At 38.9% G+C, this 21590-nt stretch carries 23 protein-coding genes and 1 tRNA gene; 17 read left to right on the top strand and 7 right to left on the bottom strand.

Annotated features, from left to right (window positions below; genetic code table 11):
• Nucleotides 1-2: 2 nt before the first annotated feature.
• The 4 genes from ABVM49_RS07210 to ABVM49_RS07195 all read right to left on the bottom strand — a co-directional run bounded on the left by ABVM49_RS07210 (nt 3) and on the right by ABVM49_RS07195 (nt 3006).
• Nucleotides 3-1250: a hypothetical protein gene (locus ABVM49_RS07210; protein ID WP_405203641.1), complete on the bottom strand. Its 1248-nt coding sequence runs from the start codon at nt 1248-1250 to the stop codon at nt 3-5.
• A complete protein-coding gene (locus ABVM49_RS07205; RefSeq protein ID WP_405203640.1) occupies nt 1243-1968 on the bottom strand; it encodes a type III pantothenate kinase in 726 nt (241 codons plus the stop codon). Before ABVM49_RS07205 ends, ABVM49_RS07210 begins: the two co-directional genes overlap by 8 nt.
• Before the next feature lie 69 nt (nt 1969-2037).
• Nucleotides 2038-2796 carry a zinc-dependent peptidase gene (locus ABVM49_RS07200; protein WP_405203639.1) on the bottom strand — a complete coding sequence of 253 codons (759 nt, stop codon included), beginning with the start codon at nt 2794-2796 and terminating at the stop codon, nt 2038-2040.
• A gap of 137 nt (nt 2797-2933) precedes the next feature.
• Nucleotides 2934-3006, bottom strand: a tRNA-Phe gene (locus ABVM49_RS07195).
• A 252-nt stretch (nt 3007-3258) separates the two neighbouring features.
• Between ABVM49_RS07195 and ABVM49_RS07190 the strand changes: the two genes are divergently transcribed.
• The 16 genes from ABVM49_RS07190 (at nt 3259) to ABVM49_RS07115 (ending at nt 18470) form a co-directional block, all read left to right on the top strand.
• Nucleotides 3259-3594 (top strand): arsenosugar biosynthesis-associated peroxidase-like protein, encoded by a 336-nt coding sequence (locus tag ABVM49_RS07190; RefSeq protein ID WP_013750118.1) that lies wholly within the window; start codon nt 3259-3261, stop codon nt 3592-3594.
• A 79-nt stretch (nt 3595-3673) separates the two neighbouring features.
• Nucleotides 3674-4729, top strand: a complete 1056-nt coding sequence (gene arsS, locus ABVM49_RS07185) for an arsenosugar biosynthesis radical SAM (seleno)protein ArsS (protein WP_013750119.1) — start codon at nt 3674-3676, stop codon at nt 4727-4729.
• Nucleotides 4730-4820: 91 nt separating this feature from the next.
• Nucleotides 4821-5426, top strand: coding sequence for a DUF2064 domain-containing protein (locus ABVM49_RS07180; protein ID WP_405203638.1), 606 nt, complete (start codon nt 4821-4823; stop codon nt 5424-5426).
• Between the two features lie 66 nt (nt 5427-5492).
• Nucleotides 5493-8708, top strand: a complete 3216-nt coding sequence (locus tag ABVM49_RS07175; protein ID WP_405203637.1) for a SusC/RagA family TonB-linked outer membrane protein — start codon at nt 5493-5495, stop codon at nt 8706-8708.
• 34 nt (nt 8709-8742) lie between these two features.
• Nucleotides 8743-10182 carry a SusD/RagB family nutrient-binding outer membrane lipoprotein gene (locus ABVM49_RS07170; RefSeq protein ID WP_405203636.1) on the top strand — a complete coding sequence of 480 codons (1440 nt, stop codon included), beginning with the start codon at nt 8743-8745 and terminating at the stop codon, nt 10180-10182.
• 116 nt (nt 10183-10298) lie between these two features.
• A complete protein-coding gene (locus ABVM49_RS07165) occupies nt 10299-11633 on the top strand; it encodes a sodium:solute symporter (RefSeq protein WP_405203634.1) in 1335 nt (444 codons plus the stop codon).
• On the top strand, nt 11618-12445 hold the full coding sequence (locus tag ABVM49_RS07160; protein WP_405203633.1) for a metallophosphoesterase family protein: 828 nt from the start codon (nt 11618-11620) through the stop codon (nt 12443-12445). The genes ABVM49_RS07165 and ABVM49_RS07160 overlap by 16 nt, the downstream gene beginning before the upstream one ends.
• Before the next feature lie 72 nt (nt 12446-12517).
• Nucleotides 12518-12943 (top strand): rhodanese-like domain-containing protein, encoded by a 426-nt coding sequence (locus tag ABVM49_RS07155; protein WP_405203632.1) that lies wholly within the window; start codon nt 12518-12520, stop codon nt 12941-12943.
• Complete coding sequence (locus ABVM49_RS07150) at nt 12944-13135, top strand: hypothetical protein (protein ID WP_021778162.1); 192 nt, start codon at nt 12944-12946, stop codon at nt 13133-13135.
• The gene (locus tag ABVM49_RS07145; protein ID WP_405203631.1) at nt 13135-13314 is read left to right on the top strand and encodes a hypothetical protein; all 180 of its coding nucleotides are present in this window, start codon (nt 13135-13137) and stop codon (nt 13312-13314) included. The genes ABVM49_RS07150 and ABVM49_RS07145 overlap by 1 nt, the downstream gene beginning before the upstream one ends.
• Nucleotides 13314-13916, top strand: a complete 603-nt coding sequence (locus ABVM49_RS07140) for a TIGR04282 family arsenosugar biosynthesis glycosyltransferase (protein WP_405203630.1) — start codon at nt 13314-13316, stop codon at nt 13914-13916. Before ABVM49_RS07145 ends, ABVM49_RS07140 begins: the two co-directional genes overlap by 1 nt.
• A 34-nt stretch (nt 13917-13950) precedes the next feature.
• Nucleotides 13951-14763, top strand: a complete 813-nt coding sequence (locus ABVM49_RS07135; RefSeq protein ID WP_405203629.1) for a purine-nucleoside phosphorylase — start codon at nt 13951-13953, stop codon at nt 14761-14763.
• Nucleotides 14764-14862: 99 nt separating this feature from the next.
• A complete protein-coding gene (gene arsM / locus ABVM49_RS07130; protein ID WP_035334537.1) occupies nt 14863-15831 on the top strand; it encodes an arsenosugar biosynthesis arsenite methyltransferase ArsM in 969 nt (322 codons plus the stop codon).
• 98 nt (nt 15832-15929) lie between these two features.
• Entirely contained in the window at nt 15930-16823 is an 894-nt protein-coding gene (locus ABVM49_RS07125; protein ID WP_405203628.1) for a DUF547 domain-containing protein, read from the top strand.
• Between the two features lie 85 nt (nt 16824-16908).
• Nucleotides 16909-17709: a DUF547 domain-containing protein gene (locus ABVM49_RS07120; RefSeq protein WP_405203626.1), complete on the top strand. Its 801-nt coding sequence runs from the start codon at nt 16909-16911 to the stop codon at nt 17707-17709.
• Between the two features lie 53 nt (nt 17710-17762).
• Complete coding sequence (locus tag ABVM49_RS07115; RefSeq protein ID WP_405203624.1) at nt 17763-18470, top strand: TIGR04283 family arsenosugar biosynthesis glycosyltransferase; 708 nt, start codon at nt 17763-17765, stop codon at nt 18468-18470.
• Between the two features lie 5 nt (nt 18471-18475).
• Here ABVM49_RS07115 and ABVM49_RS07110 read toward each other — a convergent pair whose 3' ends face one another.
• Complete coding sequence (locus tag ABVM49_RS07110; protein WP_405203623.1) at nt 18476-18802, bottom strand: winged helix-turn-helix transcriptional regulator; 327 nt, start codon at nt 18800-18802, stop codon at nt 18476-18478.
• Between the two features lie 105 nt (nt 18803-18907).
• On the opposite strand from ABVM49_RS07110, the gene ABVM49_RS07105 reads away from it, so the two are divergent.
• Complete coding sequence (locus tag ABVM49_RS07105) at nt 18908-19507, top strand: nitroreductase family protein (RefSeq protein ID WP_405203621.1); 600 nt, start codon at nt 18908-18910, stop codon at nt 19505-19507.
• A 74-nt stretch (nt 19508-19581) separates the two neighbouring features.
• Here the strand turns inward: ABVM49_RS07105 and ABVM49_RS07100 are convergent, their stop codons facing one another.
• Nucleotides 19582-20346, bottom strand: coding sequence for a head GIN domain-containing protein (locus tag ABVM49_RS07100; RefSeq protein ID WP_405203620.1), 765 nt, complete (start codon nt 20344-20346; stop codon nt 19582-19584).
• Between the two features lie 4 nt (nt 20347-20350).
• Nucleotides 20351-21448: an acyloxyacyl hydrolase gene (locus ABVM49_RS07095; protein ID WP_405203619.1), complete on the bottom strand. Its 1098-nt coding sequence runs from the start codon at nt 21446-21448 to the stop codon at nt 20351-20353.
• Nucleotides 21449-21590: the final 142 nt, after the last annotated feature.

The raw sequence follows: 21590 nt of genomic DNA, 5'->3' as shown, positions 1-21590 counted from the left end.
TGTTAATTAAATTTAGATTGGACAAACCATAAGTCATTTATAGATAAACTTACGCCTACGTTAAAAAAGTTTTCTTGTATAAGGTTTGCGTTTGTTGTTCCTCTTTGTCCTACTTCAAATTGTAAGTTAAGATTACTAATTCTTCGTCCTGTAGGTAATCCAACTCCAAAAGATATGCCAAACTCATTTATATCTTCATTAGAAACTACAAGTCCAGTCTCTTCATATCTAAATCCGGCACGGTAAGTCATACGCTCCCAGTAACTTGAGATAGAGTTATATTTTGGTGTATAAAAACCACCTATTCTCATTTGTGTTGCATCTTCAAAGGAAACATTATCTGGAGTAAAGGTTCTATTACTAAAACTACTAGTTTGCTGGCTTGTGTACTCACCACCAAAGAACCACTTATTCTTTTCTCCTATACCAAGACCTACCGTTACCGAAGAAGGAAGATCAAAATCTGTATCTGGAACATTAATCACTTCCGTATCTACATCTTGCAACAACCCTAAGCTGTTAAATAATACCGTAGAAACCTCTCTTTCATTTTCTGTACCTATAGTTGCAGATGGAACATACTTTACTGATGATCTAAGCTCAAGCTTATCACTAATCATTGTTTCATACTGAGCTCCAAGCTCAAAAGCTAATCCAGAAAAATCACTTCTATTAGACTCCCTAGTACCTAGCTCTGCTTCTTCTTGAGATCGTATAGCCTCGTTTTGAATATTTCCAAAGTAATAGTAGGCACTTGCACCCACAGTAAGTCCTTTAGCTAGTGTATACCCTGTAGAAAGAAATGCACGGTTAAGACCGCCACGACCTGTAAAACGGTTAAGAACCTCATCTGTACTATCATCCAGTTTATACCCTACTGCAGTATATGGCATAAGACCTATGCTCACCCCTCCTTTTTTTGAAATAGGAAAACCAATGGCTAGATAATCAAAAGTAGATTTTGAAGAACCCTCCTTTGTCGTAGCATCTTCTGCATTTACTTGATTATGATTACCACCTACTGTAAAAGTAGTATAGCGCAATTTACCTAGTGATGCGGGATTTAATAGGTTGAGGTGTAAGCTATCGCTATACGTCTGTATGCCTCCCATAGATTTATTTTCTACGGTTCCTCTAAACTGTTGTATCCCCACTCCATAAAAAGAGTATGGAGAAGTAGTAGCTCCTTCTTGGGCAAGACCTTTAACGGCCATCATCAGCACTGCTACAATAAAAAGTTTTTTAATCATTCTGATATGTTAAGATATAATTGAGGCCCTCAAGCAAAAAATTTGAGTGCGCAAAGATGCTATTTTTTAATCGTTTTGCCAAGAATTCTCCATCACCACCCGTTATTATTACGGTATCCACATTATAATGCTCTTTGTAATGATTTATTGCACCATCTATTTCAAGTAAAGTGCCTTGCACAACTCCAGAGTGTATAGATTCTTCTGTACTAGTACCTATTATACTATCTGGCATTTGTTTTTCTAACAGTGGAAGATTTGCTGTAAGTCTATTAAGTGTCTCATAACGCAAGCGCAACCCTGGCGAGATTGCTCCACCTTTATAAGAACCATTATTAGTTATAAAATCATAGGTAATACAAGTACCCGCATCTATAATGAGTCCATTTTTTTGAGGATGCGCTTGCATAAAAGCAGCCACAAGAGCCATTCTATCTACACCCAGCGTCTCTGGCGTACCATAATCGTTTGTAAATGGAAGCCTTGTATTGTGCGAGAGCACAATCGTAGGAAAACGTAATTGTACAGATCTGGCTTGCTCATCTGTAAGCCTTCCTACAGAAGATATAATTGCCTTTTTAATAGGATAAAGACCCGCAAACTCACCTACCTCTTCACTAAATTCTTGTAATGCAAAGTGATGCTTAGCTTGCAGCACATCTCCTTTATAGATAGCGGCTTTAACCCTAGTATTCCCTACATCAATTATAAGTTGCATATACAATAGTAAGCGCCAAAAATACAAAAGGAAAGCACCCACATTGTTAAGGTAATGGTAAAAATCACCCTAATAACCTGTTACAAAACAAACTTCAAGCATTTTGTATAACTCCGGATGTTTACGTTTAAATAGGTCTGGACGCTCAAAAAAGTACTCTGCCGCCACCGCAAAAAACTCTATTTTACTTGTCCCACCATATTTTCTTATATCAGAGGCATCATTATTTATAGCCTCCATCTCCGTATGCATCATATCAAGCCAGGGTGCAATATTTTCTTTACCTAGTAACTGTTCTGGTATGCCATCTACCTCTCCATCCATCTTATCAAGTAAATGCACAAACTCGTGTATAGCTGTATTTCCTTTATCTGTCTTGTTATTAAACCCAAAATGAAGCGCCTTGCGAGAGAGTATCATATGGTTTTCAAACTGTCCCGTCCCTACCATACCTCCTATAATACGATCTTCACCCTCTGAGTGATACTCAAGATTTGCATTAAAGTAATCTGGATAAATAAGCACCGTATCTAAGTTATTATAATGCCAGTCTCCAAAGTTAAAAATAGGGATCACCGCACTAGCTGCCACAAACACCTTATCCTTATCAGACAGGTCAAATCCTACAGCCTCTACATTTACTTCGGTGAGAAAGGCCATCATTCTTTTTTTAAAGAATTCCTTCTTTTTAGGAGTGAGCTCTTTGTAAAAAAGCACTTCATCACTTAATAACGACTCCCAAGTAGATGGGAAAGGATCTGGCGTACGCTTTCGCGAAAGCGTAAAAAGTCCGTAACCCATAAAAATAAATAAGGCTAATCCAGCCAAAAGGACAGTATAATCATCTAGTGTCTTATTACTTTTATAATATATCTTACATCACCCGCAATGTACGACTGTTAAGCAATTGCAATAACGAAAGTTATACAAAACAAAAAACCCGATCAAAAGATCGGGTTTTAATGTGGTACCTCCAGGAATCGAACCAGGGACACACGGATTTTCAGTCCGTTGCTCTACCAACTGAGCTAAGGTACCTAAAGCTTTTAGGTGGCTTACGTTTGCAATGTGACTCACATTTTTTGTTGAGTTGTATGCGATACTTCTCGTAAGCGGATGCAAATATAAACCCTTTCTGAGACCTGACAACATCTTTTTGAGAAAAATTGCAATATTTTTTTTCGAGACCGCATATTTCACAAATTAGAAACCTTATTCTTTATTTCTACGTAAGTAATTGTAGTTAATTACGATTAAGCCTATATTCGTATGCTTACACACTATATAACTATGGCAGATCAATATTACGACCCAAAAGATTTAAGAAAATTCGGAAAAATCACAGAGTGGAGTGAAGAGTTAGGAACTAAGTTTTTTGACTACTACGGTAAAGTTTTTGAAGAAGGAGCACTCACTGCGCGTGAGAAATCGCTCATCGCACTTGCCGTTGCCCACACAGAGCAGTGCCCATATTGCATAGACGCATATACTAAAGACGGCCTACAGAAAGGAATCACTAAGGAAGAGATGATGGAGGCTGTACACGTAGGTGCCGCTATAAAAAGTGGTGCGACGCTGGTACACGGCGTGATGATGATGAATAAAGTAAATAAACTAGACGGGTAGTTTTACGCTTTCGCGAAAGCGTACTCATACAGATTTCCAACCAAAAGAAATCAACACTACAAACGACAAACATTTTTAAATGTCAGCAACAAAATCACTGAAGAAAGAAGGCAGCGAACTCGCACAAGCAAACAAGCAGATAGAAATTTTATCTAATGGTATTTTTAAAGATGAACTACCTACGTTTGCTAAGAAAATAAAAGAGACCAACCAGCTACCGTTACGCCCTAACAAACTAGAAATACTCCAAATAAACGTGGGGTATATGTGTAATCAAGTGTGTGATCACTGCCACGTAGATGCTGGTCCAGATCGCAAGGAGATTATGACTTGGGAGACTATGGAGCAATGTCTAGAAGTGATACGCAACACAGGAGCTCACACGCTAGATCTTACTGGTGGCGCGCCAGAGATGAATCCGCATTTTAGACGTTTTGTAGAAGAAGCGAGTAAGGCTGGGATTAAAGACTTTATTGTGCGTTCTAACCTTACCATTATACGTGCAAATAAAAAGTACTATGACCTCCCAGATTTCTTTAAAAAACACAACGTACACGTCATCTCATCTATGCCACACTGGACACGTGGAAAGACAGATAAGCAGCGTGGTGATGGTGTTTTTGACAAGTCTATAAAAGCATTACAAGAGCTTAACGAGCGTGGCTACGGTATGCCAGGAAGCGACTTAAGACTAGACCTAGTTTACAATCCATCTGGAGCTTTCTTACCGGGAGACCAAGCAAGTATGGAGAAGGATTTTAAAAAGGCACTTATGGAGGATTTTAATATCCAGTTCCACAACCTTTTTGCAATCACAAACTTACCTATAGCACGATTTTTAGATTACCTCATCGCATCAGAAAACTATGAGGATTATATGTATCAACTCGTAGAGGCATATAACCCTGCCGCAGTAGAAAATGTAATGTGTAAAAACACAATTTCAATAAGTTGGGATGGTTATTTATTTGATTGTGATTTTAATCAAATGCTAGAATTGCCAGTCGCGAGTAGTGTAAAGCACATAAAAGATTATAATGAAGATTTACTTAATGATCGTAACATTATGATCTCTCAGCACTGTTATGGTTGTACTGCAGGCGCAGGAAGTAGTTGTCAAGGAACCGTTGCTTAATACATAGAGAATCACGACACCAAAAACCGCTATACTCATATTTGCTCAAACAGCAACTACCGAAGCTTCTCGTAAGAAGCTCGGGCAGTCTGTGGCTTTATTTAAAGAACTCAATAGGCAAACTATTGCTACAGCAGGAAAGACGGGAATTCCTTACGTGATTTTTTCTGAAAATGAGCAGATAGGAAACACCTTTGGCGAGCGTTTTACAAATGCGCTTACAGCAGTTTTTAATAGTGGTTATGACCAAGTTATAACCATAGGTAATGACACTCCTCACCTTTCGGCGGGGCATATACTTTTAGCACAAGAAAAGCTCAAGCAATCTGCGCTTGTTATTGGTCCAAGTACAGATGGCGGTTGCTATTTAATGGGGATAAAAAAGAACCACTTTAAGCCTGAGCAGTTTAAAAACCTACCGTGGCAGTCTAGTAAACTAGGTGCTATTATTTCTGATACGCTTTCGCGAAAGCGTACAAACCTTTACCTCCTTGAGACCCTTTCAGATCTTGACATATTTGCAGATTTACAGCAGATGCTCAAAGAGACTTCCACATTATCAAAAAGACTATTACAACTTATACAAAACATAGTAAATCAAGGTCTTTCTCTTGGTTATCACACTACAAACCGATTCTTTGAGACGCTCACTAAAAGCCACTTTAATAAAGGTTCACCGTCATTAGTTCGTATTTAGATCTTGTAAGCCACAACAGCTTACAGTTATTCTTAGATTTTCTTATTTACCAACTAATACACTCAGATGAAATCATTTTATCTTAGTATGCTCTTGCTTTTTACAGCAAGCTTGTATGCTCAAACTACCGTTACCGGAACCGTCACAAGCGCAGAAGACAACACTACAATACCATTTGTAAATGTCCTAGTAGAAGGCACAACCCAAGGAACCATTACAGACGAAAATGGTGTTTACACCATAACCATACCTACGGATGCATCCGTTTTAAAATTCTCTTCGCTCGGTTATAGCTCACAATTAATTACTGTAGCTGGCAGAACTCAAATAGACGTTACACTAAGTATCTCGCAAGAAGGACTTGATGAAGTTGTTGTAACCGCTCTGGGCGTAAAACGCAACACAAGAGAACTAGGGTATACAGTACAAACCATCAACGCAAAAGATATAGACGAGGTAAAGTCTGTAAACTTTCTAGACAACCTTTCTGGTAAGCTTGCTGGTGTTACTATCACTCAAGGAGCTACTGGTGTAGGATCTTCATCACGCATAAGCATACGTGGAGAAGCTTCGTTTTCTAATAATAATCCGTTGTTTGTGGTAGATGGTGTACCTATTAATAACAACACTGTTTTTAACTTCACAAATGAAGCAGCCGCAGGTTTTCAAGAAGTAGATTTTGGGAACGGCGCAATGGAAGTAAATCCAGATGACATTGCTTCTGTTTCTGTACTTAAAGGTCCAAGTGCTGCTGCATTATACGGTACGCGTGCATCAAACGGAGTCATTGTTATTGAGACAAAAGATGGTAGCAAGAAAAAAGGACTTGGTATAAGCATTAACTCTTCTATCTTTTTAGACAGTGCTTTCCAACTTCCAGATTTTCAAAACGAGTACGGACAAGGACAAGGCGGTGTTTTTGAATATGTAGATGGCCTCGGAGCAGGAATCTCAGATAACATTACGTATTCTTGGGGACCTAGGCTTGATGCTGGAATTTTAATTCCGCAATTTGACAGTCCGGTGACGCTTGCAGATGGAACGATTGTACGTGGTGGAGATACAGCTTTATACAGTGGACTTGCCATTACTCCAACTGAATTTAGGTCAAACCCAGATAACCTAAAAGACTTTTATGAAACTGGTGTAACCACCATAAATAATGTATCTGTCTCTAGCGGATTTGACAAAGGTGATTTCCGTATATCGTTTACAGATCTACGTAGTGAGTCTATCATCCCCGGTGTGAACTTAGATAGACAAACCATCGCAACAAAACTAAACTTTAAGCCAACAGACAAAACTAAAATCAAAGCGAGCATTAGTTATGTAAATTCAGGTAGTGATAACCGCCCCTCAAACGGATACGGAAGTGAGAATGTAAATTACTCACTCGTAGCCTGGGGACCTCGCTCTCTTAATATAGACAGCCTCCGTGATTACTGGCAGCCAGGATTAGAAGGCGTGCAGCAGTACTCTTTTAACTACACCTTCTTTGATAATCCATTTTTTATTTTAGAAGAAAACAGAAACTCTTTTAACCGTGATCGCGTTTTTGGTAACATAGCCCTTACACAAACACTTGCCAAAAATCTTGACCTTACCATACGCACAGGGATGGATTACAGTAGTGAGAAACGACAGTTTTTAAGAAACTTTAGTTCTAACCGTTTCCAGAATGGTGGCTATGCTGAGCACGATGTTTTTTATCGTGAGATTAATACAGACTTCTTACTTAATTATGATAACAAGTTTGGCGACTTCTCGCTAGATGTTAGTCTTGGAGGTAACCGCTTATCACAAGTAGCATCTACAAAACAGGTGCAAACTACAAACCTTGCACAACCAGGTATTTTTAACCTTAATAATGCCGCATCACCTATAGAAGCATTCCAATTTGAATCTGAAAAGCGTATCAACTCATTTTACGGAGTGGCAAAACTGGGTTACAAGAACTTTTTATATCTAGATGTTACTGGCCGTAATGACTGGTCAAGTGCACTGGCAACACCTTTTAGCGCAGATAATACTTCGTTTTTCTATCCTTCGGCTAGTTTGAGTTTTATAGGATCTAATGTGTGGGAACTTCCAGAGGCAATAAGCTACTTGCAATTAAGAGCAAGTGTTGCTCAGGTGGGTAATGACACTAATCCTTTCCAAACTTCTGGAGCTTTTATCGCACAAACTCCTTTTGAAGGGCAGCCTACTTTTAGCGCACAAAACTTTATCCCTAATGCAAACCTTAAACCAGAGCAAACTACATCGTACGAGATAGGTACGGATATACGTTTCTTTAAAGATAGGTTTAATGTAGACTTCACGTACTACAACGCCCTTACCAAAGATCAGATTATCTCCTTGCCTATTGCTATTTCTTCAGGCTTTAATCAGCAGGTGGTAAATGGTGGTGAGGTGCGCACTTCTGGTATCGAGGTCATTGCAGGCATCACTCCTATCGTAAATGAAAACTTTAGATGGAACACCACCTTTAACTTCAGCACCAACAAATCTGTGGTTGAAAGTCTACCGCAATCTGACGGTCGTCTTACGCTTGCCTTTAGCCGTATTTATGACAGCGCAAACCAAACCGTATTCTTTCAAGTAGAAGAAGGCGGGGAAGTTGGCGATATTTATGGAACAGGCTACCTACGTAATGACGATGGCGATTTTATCATTGATGATAATGGTCGCTTTATCGCAGATAACAACCTCAAGAAAATAGGAAACTACACCGCGGATTTTAACCTAGGCTGGAACAATGATTTCCGCTACAAGCAGTGGAGTGCCTCTTTCTTATTTGACTGGCGTCAAGGTGGAGATATTGTCTCAAGAACGCGAGCACTAGGTAATGTAGGAGGCCAACTAGCAGAAACAGCTTTCCGCCCAGAAGAGGGAATTATAGCACAAGGAGTTGTAAACACAGGCACTGCGGCAAATCCAAATTTTGTTCCAAACACCACGGCAGTTTCGGCAGAGAGTTACTACCGCCAGTTTTATGACCGTAACCACGAAGAAAACAACATTTATGACGCCTCGTTCTTAAAACTTCGTCAGTTTTCGATAGGATATTCTTTCAAGCTTAAAGACGGATTTATCGGTCTTAAAGAAGGTGTAGACGTAGACCTTTCACTTATAGGGCGCAATCTTTTTGCAATTACAGAAAATCCACATTTTGACCCTGAGCAACTTGCAGTGCAGGGACAAGGGTTTGTAAGCGGTGTAGAAGATTTGAGCTATGCTACAACAAGAAGCTTCGGATTTAAGGCAGGATTTAACTTTTAACGCTTTCGCGAAAGCGTAACATAAAACATTACAAATGAAACATTTTTTATACATCACTTCCCTCCTGCTTTTACTTGGAATGAGTAGTTGCACAGAAGATTTTGAAGAAATAAACACAAACCCAAATGATCCTGTAAGCGTGCAGCCTAGCTTGTTATTGCGACAAGTTATTTATGACTACGGAGAGCAAATGAGTTATGAAGGTTTTGTGGCAGGAGATTTACTATCGCAGCACAGAACGGCTCTTGACTTTAATCTTTTTGATCGTCACGCCTTAAAATCACCGCAGCTAGGTGGAAATCCTTGGCCTATTTTTTATACGAATTTAAGAGACAACGAGATTATCTTACAGCAGGCACAAACTAATGTGACTTTTGCCGTGTATGAAGGCCCTGCTCTTATCCTCAAGGCTTATATGGCGGCTGGGCTTACAGATCTTTTTGGCGATGTTCCTTACTCAGAAGCATTTAACGGAATAGATGGAACGGTAACACCAGCTTATGACACGCAGGAGGCTATATATACAGGAGCAGATGGTATTCTAGCAAATCTAGATGCGGGAATTGCTGCTATAGAAGCTTATGAAGATGTGATCCCGCTAGAAGGAGATATTCTTTATGGTGGTGATTTACAAGCTTGGGTACGCTTTGCAAACAGTCTTAAAATCAAACATCTTTTACGTATCTCAGATCGTGTAGATGTAAGTGCAGATTTGCAAGCGCTTGTAAATGAGGATAACTTTATATCAAGTAATAGTGATAATGCTGTTTTTAACTTTAGCAATACGGAGCCTAATAGTTTTAGACTTGCACAATTGCGTGTGGGCGACTTTAACAACTTTGTGCTTTCTGAAACGATGGAAACCATTCTTGTAGACCTTGAAGACACGAGGCTTAATACGTTTTTTAGACCAGCATCAAATACTGACGAATTTAACGGACTTATAAATGGAATAGATGCAACCTCAACGGCTGCCGTGCTTGGAGATTTATCACTTGCAGGCACTGCTTTTAGAGAAGATACTTCCGTACTAGATGCCAACTTTATGACGGCTTGGGAGACTTCGCTAGCTCTAGCCGAAGCTGCCCAGCGCGGACTTATCACCGCAGATGCGCAGGCACTTTATGAGAATGGCGTGACACTCGCTTTTGAATACTGGCAAACACCATTACCAGCAGATTATCTAACTGGGAATGCTGCTTTTAATAACGCAGATAGTTCGCCACTAGAACAAATACTTACTCAAAAATGGATTGCAAACATCATAAACGGCTATGAAGGTTGGATAGAATATAGACGTACCGGTTTTCCTGCGTTTATGGATGTGCAAGCAAGTCTTAATGACGGTTTAATTCCCGTACGTATGCCTTACCCATCTGAAGAAGAAGCGCTCAATGCAGATAATTACCAGACGGCATTTGATGCAACAGATGGCAATAGCCTTAATGTGCGCGTGTGGTGGGATGTAGATTAAGGAATTGTGGGAGGGTACTGCGGACATCTCCCCTAGCCCCTCTTCAAAGAGGGGAACTTTTGTGAAATACACTTTCCTGACGGAAAGTGATAGATATTAGAATAAGGAACTTATATATGAATGTAGAAATCTGGCAATGGGGATTAATTATAGCATCGAGTGTGTTGCTATTTGTGCTGTCTCCGCTTGCCAAAAGTCCTGATGAGTTTTTTAAGGCTACGCATCGTAAGAAGTCTCCTAATGTGTGGATGCTTACGGGTAGTCTTATCATCTCGTGGATTTTTGCAAAGAGTATAACCAATGCTGCAAACTTAGGCCTGAGTTTTGGTATTGTGGGTGGTGTGGCTTATGCAGGTTACTACCTCTCCTTTGCTGTGGCTGGTGTGATTATCTACCAGATGCGTTTGCAAGGTGGATTTACAAGTATACATCAGTTTCTAACTTCTCGATTTGGAAAAGGAGCGATGCGCTTATTTTCTGTGCTCATTGCCATTAGGCTTTTTAATGAGGTGTGGAGTAACACGATGGTGATAGGCTCTTATTTTGGAGAGATGGGAAGCACTCCTTATTATTGGGCGATTCTGGTCTTTACGATACTAACTCTTGCTTATGCACTCAAGGGCGGATTGAGCAGTTCCATTTTTACAGATGTGATACAGATGGGATTATTTTCCGTACTGCTATGTGTGATTTTATGGAGTATATTTTCGGTAGATGATTTTAGTGTGAAAGAGGTTGTGACTTCTGGAACGTGGAGTTTTGATCTTGGTCTTAATTTGCTTTTTGCAGCTTTGCTACAGTCATTTTCATACCCCTTTCACGATCCTGTACTGACAGACAGAGCTTTTTTAAGTTCGCCCAAAGTTACTTTACGCAGCTTTCTAATTGCCTCCGTGTTGGGAGCAGCTTGTATTATCTTATTCAGTGTAATAGGTGTGTATGCACAGTCACAAGGAATGGCAGGTCAAGCCGCGGTAGAAGTGGGCAAAGCTTTTGGTGTAGTCATATTGTTAGTCATCAACTTTATTATGATTACCTCGGCGGCATCTACGCTGGATAGTACATTCTCCTCTTTTTCAAAGCTACTTTCAGTCGATTTAAATTTGGGTAAAAATCTTTCGTTTGGGAGATTATCTATGGCTGTAATTGCCATATTGGGAACTATTCCAGTATTTCTTAATGCAGAGATTTTAAGTGCCACGACCATATCTGGAACAATGGTAATTGGACTTACGCCAGTATTTTTATTTTGGCGAAAGCCAGCCCCAAAAATCAGCTATTACTTGAGTGTAGTGACTGGTATCATTTTTGGCTTCATATTAGTTTTTGATGCCTTACCACTATCATTACAATTTACGACAGGATCTTATGCTGCGTTACTCTGGACAAACGTCTGGGGCATCACAGCTTGTACCATATTATACCTCATACCACGATGGATAAAAAGATAAAAAACATAGGTAAGCTCACTGGCAAAGTACTCCTTTATGGCGGTGTGTATAGCAATCTACAAGCGCTAGAGAAACTAAAATCTATTGCAGAGCAGCAAGGGATTGCTCCAGAAAATTGCATCTGCACAGGAGACATCGTGGGATATTGTGCGCAGCCAGAAGAAACCCTACAACTCTATAAAATATGGGGAACGCACGGTATTGCAGGTAATGTAGAAAAGCAACTGAGTGAGGGCGCAGAAGATTGCGGTTGCGATTTTAGAGAAGGATCGCGCTGTGATGGTTTTAGCCAGCTGTGGTATCCTTATGCACAAAGCAAACTCTCTAAGAATTCGCTAGACACCATCGAGGTGCTTCCAGACCATATTACATTTACCTATGCTGGAAAAAAGGTGGCGGTTGTACACGGCTCATACCATCATATTTCTGAATTTATATTTAAATCTACGCCTTGGGAAATAAAAGGTTCAAATTTTGATACAACACAAAGTGATGTGATTATTGCGGGACATTGCGGCTTGCCTTTTCATACGGAGCAAGAAGATAAACTCTGGCTCAACCCTGGCGTGATTGGGATGCCAGCAAATGATGGCTCTACCGAAGTGTGGTATGCCATTCTAGATGACACTTCTGGCAATCTTAGCTATGAACATCATACCTTTGCATATAATTACAAGCTCACGAGCCAGTTAATGCAAAACGGCTTACTGCCAGAAGAGTATGCGCGTACCATCGTAACTGGTATCTGGGACAACACAGAAATACTGCCGCCTGTAGAGAGTGGCTTACAAGGATTTGGCATCAAATTATAAAGACCTATTATCAAAAAAATCACATACATACTCATCTTTCTCATAAGCGCTATAAGTGTTGGGCAATCAGATATGGACTTGTTATTAAAACAGTACAACACGCGCTCTGTTCCTTATATTTCTGTGCAAGAACTCAAGATGGAAATGAGTGATTATTTAATTTTAGACACTCGTAAAAAGGAAGAGTTTGATGTGAGTCATATCCCTAGAGCGGTGTGGGTTTCTGAGAAGGTGAATGATAGTATGTACGCTTTCGCGAAAGCAAAAAAAGATCAACCCATCGTCGTTTATTGCTCCGTAGGGATACGCTCTGAAGATTTTGGCGAGCGACTGAAGAAGAAAGGATTTACAAATGTCAAAAATCTATACGGAAGCATATTTGCGTGGAAAGATGAAGGCTACGAAATTCAAAACAAGAAAAAACAACCAACCGACTCTGTTCACGTATTTTCCAAAGTTTGGGGAAAGTATTTAAAAACGGGGCATAAAGTGTACTAGATGAATAAATATATACCACTCATTTTTATAGGACTCACCATAGGAGGATTTGCTTTACTGGCTTATCATCTTACTAACGAGACATCCACTTGGAAAGACTATCTCTCTAGTAGTCTCATTATTATTGCAAATATTGGGATGTTTATAGCCATTAAAAAAAGTGACCAGTGGACAAAAAAAGATGATGAGTAATGACTAGAAAGAAAATCATTCTCATATTTATCATACTCCTCATCCTATTACTCGTACTTACTGTAAGCAAGCTAAATTTTGAGAACCTAGGTTGGTCTATTAATGCGAGTATATACCAGCAGCTCATCACGATGGCGCTTATGTTTTTGTACCTCGTATATAATTATAGAAAGCAATAATGAAAAAAAACATAGTACTCATATTCACCAGAAATCCAGAACTAGGCAAAGTAAAAAGCAGACTAGCCAAAGGTGTAGGTCAAGAAAACGCTCTTGAGATTTACAAGAAGCTCTTGTCACATACTAAGGACGTAGTAAGTACTCTAAATTGTACTAAGCGCGTAGGCTACTCTGTGAAGGTGCGCGATAATGATATGTGGGATAATGCTATTTTTGAAAAATTCCAGCAAGAAGGTGAAGATCTAGGGGTGCGTATGTATAATGCATTTGAAAAAGCCTTTGCAGATGGGTATGACAATGTACTCATTGTAGGCAGTGACCTTTATGACTTGCACGCTTCTCACATAAATGAGGCTTTTGACGCGCTACACTCTAATGATGCAGTAATAGGCCCAGCCCAAGATGGTGGTTATTATTTATTGGGTATGAACAAGCTTGTAAAAGAAGTATTTTACAATAAAGAATGGGGTGGCGATACGGTATTTGCAAGTACTATGGATGATCTAGCAACAGCAAAGGTTCATCAACTTGAAATCCTTAATGACATTGACTTTGCAGAAGACTTAAAACCATATGCTGAGTTTGCTCAGTATTTACAATAACAAAAAAAATTAATACGTTTAAAAAAAACATATTATGGAAAAATATATCACAGAAACAGCAGATTACTTAAAAAGCAAAGGCTTTGAAAACCCTGAAGTAGGTATCATTTTAGGTACTGGTCTTGGGCAACTCATTGATCGTGTTGAGATAGAACACACCGCAAGCTATAATCATATTCCTAATTTTCCAACGGCAACGGTAGAGTTCCACACAGGTAAATTAATTTACGGTACGCTAGAAGGTAAAAAGGTTATTATTATGCAAGGCCGTTTTCACGTGTATGAAGGCTACTCACTTACAGATGTAACCTACCCAGTACGTGTGATGCACGCTTTAGGTATCAAGCACCTATTAGTATCTAATGCTTCTGGAGCGATTAACCTTGATTTCAAAAAAGGAGAATTAATGCTCATAGATGATCACATTAATCTTCAAGGAGGTTCACCACTAGCTTTTAAAGGAGTAGAAAAAATGGGAGAGCGCTTTGTAGATATGAGCGCACCTTATGATGCTGCTATGAATAATACGCTACGCACTATTGCAAAAGATAATGGCATAAACTTACACGAGGGGGTATATGCATCTGTAGTAGGCCCACAGCTAGAAACCCGCGCAGAGTATCGCTACTTAAGAATTATAGGAGCAGATGCTGTAGGGATGAGTACCGTACCAGAAATTATCGTGGCAAATCACTTAAAACTTCCAGTAGTGGCAGTATCTGTTCTTACAGATGAGTGTGACCCAGACAACCTTAAGCCGGTAGATATTCCAGAAATAATTGCAATGGCTGGTAAGGCAGAGCCAGAAATGATCACACTCTTTACAGAATTAATTAAAACATTATAGTCAGATTAGAATGGGTGTAAGTACGCTTTCGCGAAAGCGGAATCTAAATCTAAAAAATCACCTTAACACACTAACTACTACCTATTAAAAAAACGAATTATGAGTTACCTTAATGCTACAAATGATCTTTATAAAGAAGCAGCACTTACACCAGATGTAGGACTGTGCTGTACTACAAATCCTATATGGGAATTACCTGGATTAAAGATCCCAAAAATTATGCAGGAGATGAATTACGGTTGCGGAAGCACTGTAAATGCTCGTGATCTTACTAATGAGCCTAAGATGCTTTATGTAGGTGTAGGTGGTGGTATGGAGCTATTACAGTTTGCATACTTTAATCGTAATAAAGGTGGCGTAGTAGGTGTAGACGTGGTGGATGAAATGCTAGAAGCGTCTCGCAAAAACTTTATAGAAGCAGAGAAGTTGAACCCTTGGTTTAAAAGCGAATTTGTAGATCTTCAAAAAGGAGATGCCCTTAACCTTAATGTGGCAGATAACTCTATAGACGTAGCTGCACAAAACTGCCTCTTCAACATATTTAAAGCCGAAGATTTAAAACGTGCCATTGCAGAGATGTATCGCGTGCTAAAACCTCACGGTAAACTTGTAATGAGCGACCCTACTTGTGAGCAAGAAATGAATGAGGAGCTACGCAATGATGATCGTTTACGTGCGCTTTGTCTTTCTGGAAGTCTACCCATAGCCGAATATGTAAAAGCACTTACAGATGCTGGTTTTGGGACTATTGAGATAAGAGCTCGTAAGCCATATAGAATACTTAACCCTGGGGCGTATCCTACAGATGAGCTCATATACATTGAGTCTATTGAAGTAGCAGCAATCAAAGACCCTATGCCAGCAGACGGACCTTGTATTTTTACAGGTAAAGCTGCCATTTATTATGGAGAAGAAGACTTTTTTGATGATAAGCTAGGACACATCCTTCTTAAAAATCAGCCGCTGGCTATTTGTGACAAGACAGCAGGAGCACTTGCTGCTTTAGGTCGTGATGACATCTTTATAAGTGAGTCTACGTATCACTATGATGGTGGTGGATGTTGCTAGGCTACTGTTAGTTTTTTATAATACATACGACTCTATATGTATGAGTCACACAAAAAGCGTTTCTTTATAAGAGGCGCTTTTTTATGAAACCAACATCTATGAAAACCTTTCTTTACATTGCATTACTCGGTCTTTCTTGTGCTTGTAGCACAACTAAGACTATAACTGCACCACCTGAAGTCACTACTACAGAAACACCTATGGTCATAAAGAAAGATAGTGTCCCTATAGAAACAGCTCCCATCATAACTGTTACTGAAGATACAACCACAGTAAGTGCTCAAGCAGAAGAGATGATTACAGAATCAGAAGAAATTGAAGTTGAAGTTTTTAATACTGCAATTACAGAAACTGTTAATCACGATAGTTTTAATGACTTACTTAAGGCATATGTATCACCAGCTGGAAATGTAGATTACAATGGTTTTAAATCAAACTGGGGGAAACTACGCAACTACATTAAATTACTTGGAGAACAAACACCTACAGACGCGTGGTCTCAAGAAGAAAAACTTGCCTACTGGATGAACGCATATAATGCAATGACTATAGATCTTATCTTACGTCACTATCCTCTAGAAAGCATAAAGAATATTAAAAACCCGTGGGATCAACGATTTTGGAAACTTGAAGATCGATGGTATAACCTCAACCAGATAGAGCACGATATTTTAAGAAAAATGGGTGATGCTAGAATTCACTTTGGGATAAACTGCGCTTCATTTTCTTGTCCACCATTGCTTAATGAGGCTTTTACAGCGGCAAGTGTAGACGACCAGCTTGACAAACTAGCTCGTGAATTTATAAATGACAGCTCTCGTAACACGATCACAGCGGAACGAGTTGAGGTATCTAAAATTTTCAGCTGGTTTGCAAAAGATTTTAAAACAGAGGGTAGCCTCATAGATTATCTAAATACGTATGCTTCAACTCCTATTTCACCTTCGGCGAAGGTGAGATATAAAACATATGACTGGACGCTCAATAAGTAGTAAAGTTTTCTTAATTACTCGCTTATCTATTTTGAAAAAGCGATATTAGGTTTTCACGAAAGTGTAAAACAATAAAATAATAGTTATGAAAATATACACACGCATTTTATCAATAATAGCCATAGCCATCTCTTTACAAAGCTGCGCGTTGCTCTCTGCTGGAGGGATTACAAGTCAAGGACAACCTACTAAGGAAGTAACACAACCACTTACATCTACTACGGCAAACTCTGCTGTAAATGTAGATCACTCGCAATGGGACTCATTGCTCAAAAAGTATGTAAACGAAGAGGGGCTTGTAGACTATGATGGATTTGAAAAAGACAGACCGCTACTTAACGGCTACTTAGATCAACTCGCAAATCTTGATCCATCAAACAAGTGGAGTGCACAAGAGTTACTTGCTTATTATATTAATCTTTATAACGCAGTCACTGTAGAGCTCATACTTGATAACCCAGAGGTAAGTAGTATAAAAGATATAGACGCCCCGTGGACTAAAGGACGTGCAAGAGTAGATGGACGCCTGCTCTCTCTAGGTGGTATTGAAAATGGCGTGCTACGCAAGATGAATGAGCCTAGAATACATTTTGCTATAAACTGTGCATCTATCTCTTGCCCACCTCTACTGCGTGAGGCATACACTGCTGGTAAAATCAATGAGCAACTTGACAAAGCAACTAAGCAGTTTATAAATAGTTCAAAAAATGATATTAGTGCAAATACGGCAGCGCTTTCTTCTATTTTTAAATTTTATACAGAAGACTTTTATATTGGATCTAATAAAAGCTTACTACCCTATATAAATAAATATGCAAATACTCAGGTTGCGCCTGGTACACCTGTAACATTTAAAGAATATGATTGGGGCTTAAATAAGCAATAAAGTAAAACTGATTGAGGTGTTTTTGCGTACATTTAAAATAAGAAACATCTTTAATGAATTCTATATCTGTAGTTATCCCAGTTCTTAATGAGTCTGAGACCATATGTGCATTGCTCACTCACCTAGAAAACAAGGCATCTTCTCAAAATTATATACACGAAATCATCGTTGTAGATGGTGGCAGTAGTGATGACACTGTTACTCAAGTCACTCAATATGCAGCGCTTAGTAAAACGGCATCTATTATTACATCTCAAAAAGGTCGAGCACGACAGATGAACACGGGAGCCATACAAGCTAAGGGTAACATACTTTATTTTTTACACGCAGACTCATACCCACCTCAAAATTATGATGCACTCATTGTAAAAGAGGTATCACTGGGAAATCCTGCGGGATGTTTTAAAATGAAATTTGATTCTAATCACTGGTGGCTTCGACTAGCTGGCTGGCTTACAAAGTTTAAGTGGCGAGCGTGCCGTGGTGGTGACCAAAGCCAGTTTATTACCAAAGCTCTTTTTGAAGAACTGGGCCGCTTTGATGAGCGATATATTATTTATGAAGATAATGACCTGATAAATAAGTTATATGCGCGACGTAAATTTGTCGTTATTCAAGAGTGGCTCACAACCTCTGCTCGTCGATATGAAGAAAATGGCATCTGGAAATTACAGTTTCACTTCTGGAGTATTTATGTGCGGAAATGGCTAGGCGCTAGTGCAGAAGATTTGCACAAATATTACCTCAACAAGATATCATAACAGGTTTATACCTCATCTGCTTTGCGGCCCCAGTCTGCAATTGCGTTTATAAGTGGTATAAGTGACTTTCCTAAATTTGTAAGCATATACTCAACTTTAAGTGGTGGCTTTGTAGTATAAACCTTTCTATCTATTATACCATCACTCTCTAGTGTTTTGAGCTGTAGGCTAAGGGTGCGCTCTGTCACAGAAGGCATTTGCTTGCGTAACTCATTATATCGTAAGGGACCTTCTATAAGGTGGTAAATGATTACCGTTTTCCACTTACCTCCTATCACTCCCATCGTAAGACTTGTACAGCAAGGGTATTCTTTTCCTTTAAATGTGTGCATCTCGGTGTGTTAAATTAAACCTATACTTTTTGACCGTTCTTGCAAAGGTATACAACTATATATACTTTTGCTACTATACTTAATATAGTAAAAAAAATAAATGTTATGAGTTTTATAAATGCAATGCAAGAGCGCTACACTACAAAGGTGTATGACCATACAAAAAAAATAGATCCTAAGCACATAGAGGAGCTTAAAGAAAGTTTACGCCTAAGTCCTTCTTCTATAAACAGCCAGCCTTGGAAATTTACTTTTGTTTCTGATCAAGACACAAAGGAGAAGCTCTCTAAAGTATCTTGGATAAATACTGAGAAAGTAACAAAGAGTGATACTGTAGTTGTTTTTAGTAGAGTAGATGATTTATCACTTTTTGAAGAGCAAATAAAGAGAGAATTACCACAAGGAATGGTAGATTATTATAATGAGAACTTAAAACCGCTACCTAAAGAACAGATTACTGCTTGGTTTGATAAGCAAGTATACCTCTCTGTAGGTGTATTACTAAGTGCTTGTGCGGTTATGGGCATAGATGCTACCCCTATGGAAGGAATAGAGCCTGCAAATTATGACAAGATTATAGGAAACGACGGCTATGCAACCCTAGTTGCCGTAGCTATAGGATATAGAGATGAAGAGGATTTTAACCAACCTAGTAAAAATCCAAAATCAAGAATCGCATTAGATAAAGTAGTAGAAACTATATAGTCTGAAATACTTCGATTTTATTATACAAAGCGCTCCATACTGGGGCGCTTTTTTTTTCGCTTTAAGCGAAAGAATTATTCATCAATAATAACTTCACCCGTAAAGAAGCTTTCTACCTCAACAACTGGTGGTGTGTTTTTTAAAATCAAATTACCCGTACTACGTAATTCTCCCACTATAGATAATTGTGGTGCTAGTATCACATCATTAGTCCCCCTGTGGAAGATGGAGACATTTTGAACATCAAGATCTTCTAAGGGTAATCTACTATCACCATCTAGTAAGTTTATGGTAAGATTTGTCACACTTCCGTTTATGAAGAAATTAGACAATCCGTTGCATTGTAATAGCACATTTTCTGCATCTAGTGAGAGATTAAAGTCTCCGTCTTTATGATAAAAGTCTTCTTCTATAAGATCATCACTTACTAACCTTAGAGTGTTCCAGGTCAAGACACCCTCTGCCTCTACGGTTTGCCCACTACTATTGCGTATTTGTTTTAAATCGGGATGACTCACATAAACCTTTGATGTATCATAATCACGTATAATATTACAAGAAGCTGTGTTCCTGATTTTGAGTGTGTTGTCCTCTACAAGAATTTCAAAATCTTCAAGTAAGTTTTCTCCAGTTTCTAACCTTACAGAAATATCTGGAGCGTCTGTCACTATGAGTTGGGCACGCTCAAAGATGGTAATACTATCAAAATCTGTAAGATCATACTCTTGTGTAATGATATCTCCTGTGGTTTTTAGACACGTAAGTGTGTCTTCTGTATCACAAGAAATGATGCTTACAATGATTACTATTATACTAGCTATATAAATGGAGTGTCTCATCTTATTAAAATCTATATCCTATACCAAACTCTACTGCCTCTGCTTTTGCACCGTGTGCCTTTACGACCATACTCCCTGCAAGGTGTTTTCCAAAGGTTCTTTTTAAACCTAACCTATTGTAAAATCTTCCTTCAAATTCATATGGATAATACACATAATATCCCAATTGGGATACAAAAGAAAGCTCATTAAAGTGCAGCTCGTGACCCACAAAAATCCCAAATCGCTTCCAGTCTTCCTCACCCGTGACATCACCATCTGGATATGCAATAGACTCATAACGTATGAGCTCTTTTAAAAAATTTGCAAAAAATGCGTCAACTCCCGCCGTGAAGCTAGATTTGTGATTAATACGCTTATCTACAAAGGCAGTAATGGTAACAAAACCATAGCGTGGTGAGTTGTTTATATCGCTTTGGTTTGCTCCACCGCGCAGTGTTAAGTTAAAATGTATAGGTTCTTTATAAGGTGTTTTTTCTCCCATAGGTATATACTCGGGAAACTCGGCCGCTTTTGGGAAGTAATTTAATCCTGCAGTAAACGCCCACGTATTTGTAGAATTATTTGGCGCCTTAAGATTTGCATTACTATAGTGTATAATAGTTACCCCTGCTTGAAAGCCTATATTTTTAAAAATATTATTTTTCTTATAACTTAACTTAAGCATCGTGCTACTCAAGACTGTAGTACCGTATGCATTATTTATAAAATTAGTCTCCCTGTCATAGGGTTTTGTAGCAATCGCGAGACCCTGCCCTATTCTAAACTGTAAGCGCCTCTTCCAGTAATAAAAGTTATAATGCGCATACGCACTATATAGTTCTCCCAGATACTCATTTTTCATATCTTGGTATACAAAGGTGTACCCCACATCTGGAAAGTTGTAACGACGCTCCCAGGGTTCAAAACCGTAAGTCTTTCTGTTATATGCCAGCATCACTCCCGTGGGGTGTTCTGTAATAAGGTGAGAAATATCTGGATTATGTTCTAAAATCGTTCCGCCAAAAAGGTCTGCCTCTACATCAAAGGGTCTTACTTTATCTTCTTGTGCAGTAGTGCAAATGCCATAGAGTAATACAAATACAAAAGTAATGATGCGCATAGATGAAGATTGTAATGATTTTTTAAACCTACGAAAAAATGTCTGCTATAGTTTGTCTAAAACCTACTATTTTTAAAAGGTTTTTTTACGCTTTCGCGAAAGCGTACCTATATCTATTAAACTCCTACAAATCTTTATAAAA

This window comes from Dokdonia sp. LLG6352-1, assembly GCF_045055815.1.
Taxonomy (GTDB): Bacteria; Bacteroidota; Bacteroidia; order Flavobacteriales; family Flavobacteriaceae; genus Dokdonia; species Dokdonia donghaensis.
The sequence above is the reverse complement of the archived record's forward strand: the minus strand, read 5'-3'. Positions and strand labels throughout refer to the sequence as shown.

What these genes read in the sequence shown, in the direction of transcription:
- ABVM49_RS07210 (WP_405203641.1), bottom strand. Translation starts at nt 1,250, where the DNA reads ATGATTAAAAAACTTTTTATTGTAGCAGTGCTGATGATGGCCGTTAAA.
- ABVM49_RS07205 (WP_405203640.1), bottom strand. Translation starts at nt 1,968, where the DNA reads ATGCAACTTATAATTGATGTAGGGAATACTAGGGTTAAAGCCGCTATC.
- ABVM49_RS07190 (WP_013750118.1), top strand. Translation starts at nt 3,259, where the DNA reads ATGGCAGATCAATATTACGACCCAAAAGATTTAAGAAAATTCGGAAAA.
- arsS (WP_013750119.1), top strand. Translation starts at nt 3,674, where the DNA reads ATGTCAGCAACAAAATCACTGAAGAAAGAAGGCAGCGAACTCGCACAA.
- ABVM49_RS07175 (WP_405203637.1), top strand. Translation starts at nt 5,493, where the DNA reads ATGAAATCATTTTATCTTAGTATGCTCTTGCTTTTTACAGCAAGCTTG.
- ABVM49_RS07170 (WP_405203636.1), top strand. Translation starts at nt 8,743, where the DNA reads ATGAAACATTTTTTATACATCACTTCCCTCCTGCTTTTACTTGGAATG.
- ABVM49_RS07165 (WP_405203634.1), top strand. Translation starts at nt 10,299, where the DNA reads ATGAATGTAGAAATCTGGCAATGGGGATTAATTATAGCATCGAGTGTG.
- ABVM49_RS07160 (WP_405203633.1), top strand. Translation starts at nt 11,618, where the DNA reads ATGGATAAAAAGATAAAAAACATAGGTAAGCTCACTGGCAAAGTACTC.
- ABVM49_RS07155 (WP_405203632.1), top strand. Translation starts at nt 12,518, where the DNA reads ATGGACTTGTTATTAAAACAGTACAACACGCGCTCTGTTCCTTATATT.
- ABVM49_RS07150 (WP_021778162.1), top strand. Translation starts at nt 12,944, where the DNA reads ATGAATAAATATATACCACTCATTTTTATAGGACTCACCATAGGAGGA.
- ABVM49_RS07145 (WP_405203631.1), top strand. Translation starts at nt 13,135, where the DNA reads ATGACTAGAAAGAAAATCATTCTCATATTTATCATACTCCTCATCCTA.
- ABVM49_RS07140 (WP_405203630.1), top strand. Translation starts at nt 13,314, where the DNA reads ATGAAAAAAAACATAGTACTCATATTCACCAGAAATCCAGAACTAGGC.
- ABVM49_RS07135 (WP_405203629.1), top strand. Translation starts at nt 13,951, where the DNA reads ATGGAAAAATATATCACAGAAACAGCAGATTACTTAAAAAGCAAAGGC.
- arsM (WP_035334537.1), top strand. Translation starts at nt 14,863, where the DNA reads ATGAGTTACCTTAATGCTACAAATGATCTTTATAAAGAAGCAGCACTT.
- ABVM49_RS07125 (WP_405203628.1), top strand. Translation starts at nt 15,930, where the DNA reads ATGAAAACCTTTCTTTACATTGCATTACTCGGTCTTTCTTGTGCTTGT.
- ABVM49_RS07120 (WP_405203626.1), top strand. Translation starts at nt 16,909, where the DNA reads ATGAAAATATACACACGCATTTTATCAATAATAGCCATAGCCATCTCT.
- ABVM49_RS07115 (WP_405203624.1), top strand. Translation starts at nt 17,763, where the DNA reads ATGAATTCTATATCTGTAGTTATCCCAGTTCTTAATGAGTCTGAGACC.
- ABVM49_RS07110 (WP_405203623.1), bottom strand. Translation starts at nt 18,802, where the DNA reads ATGCACACATTTAAAGGAAAAGAATACCCTTGCTGTACAAGTCTTACG.
- ABVM49_RS07105 (WP_405203621.1), top strand. Translation starts at nt 18,908, where the DNA reads ATGAGTTTTATAAATGCAATGCAAGAGCGCTACACTACAAAGGTGTAT.
- ABVM49_RS07100 (WP_405203620.1), bottom strand. Translation starts at nt 20,346, where the DNA reads ATGAGACACTCCATTTATATAGCTAGTATAATAGTAATCATTGTAAGC.
- ABVM49_RS07095 (WP_405203619.1), bottom strand. Translation starts at nt 21,448, where the DNA reads ATGCGCATCATTACTTTTGTATTTGTATTACTCTATGGCATTTGCACT.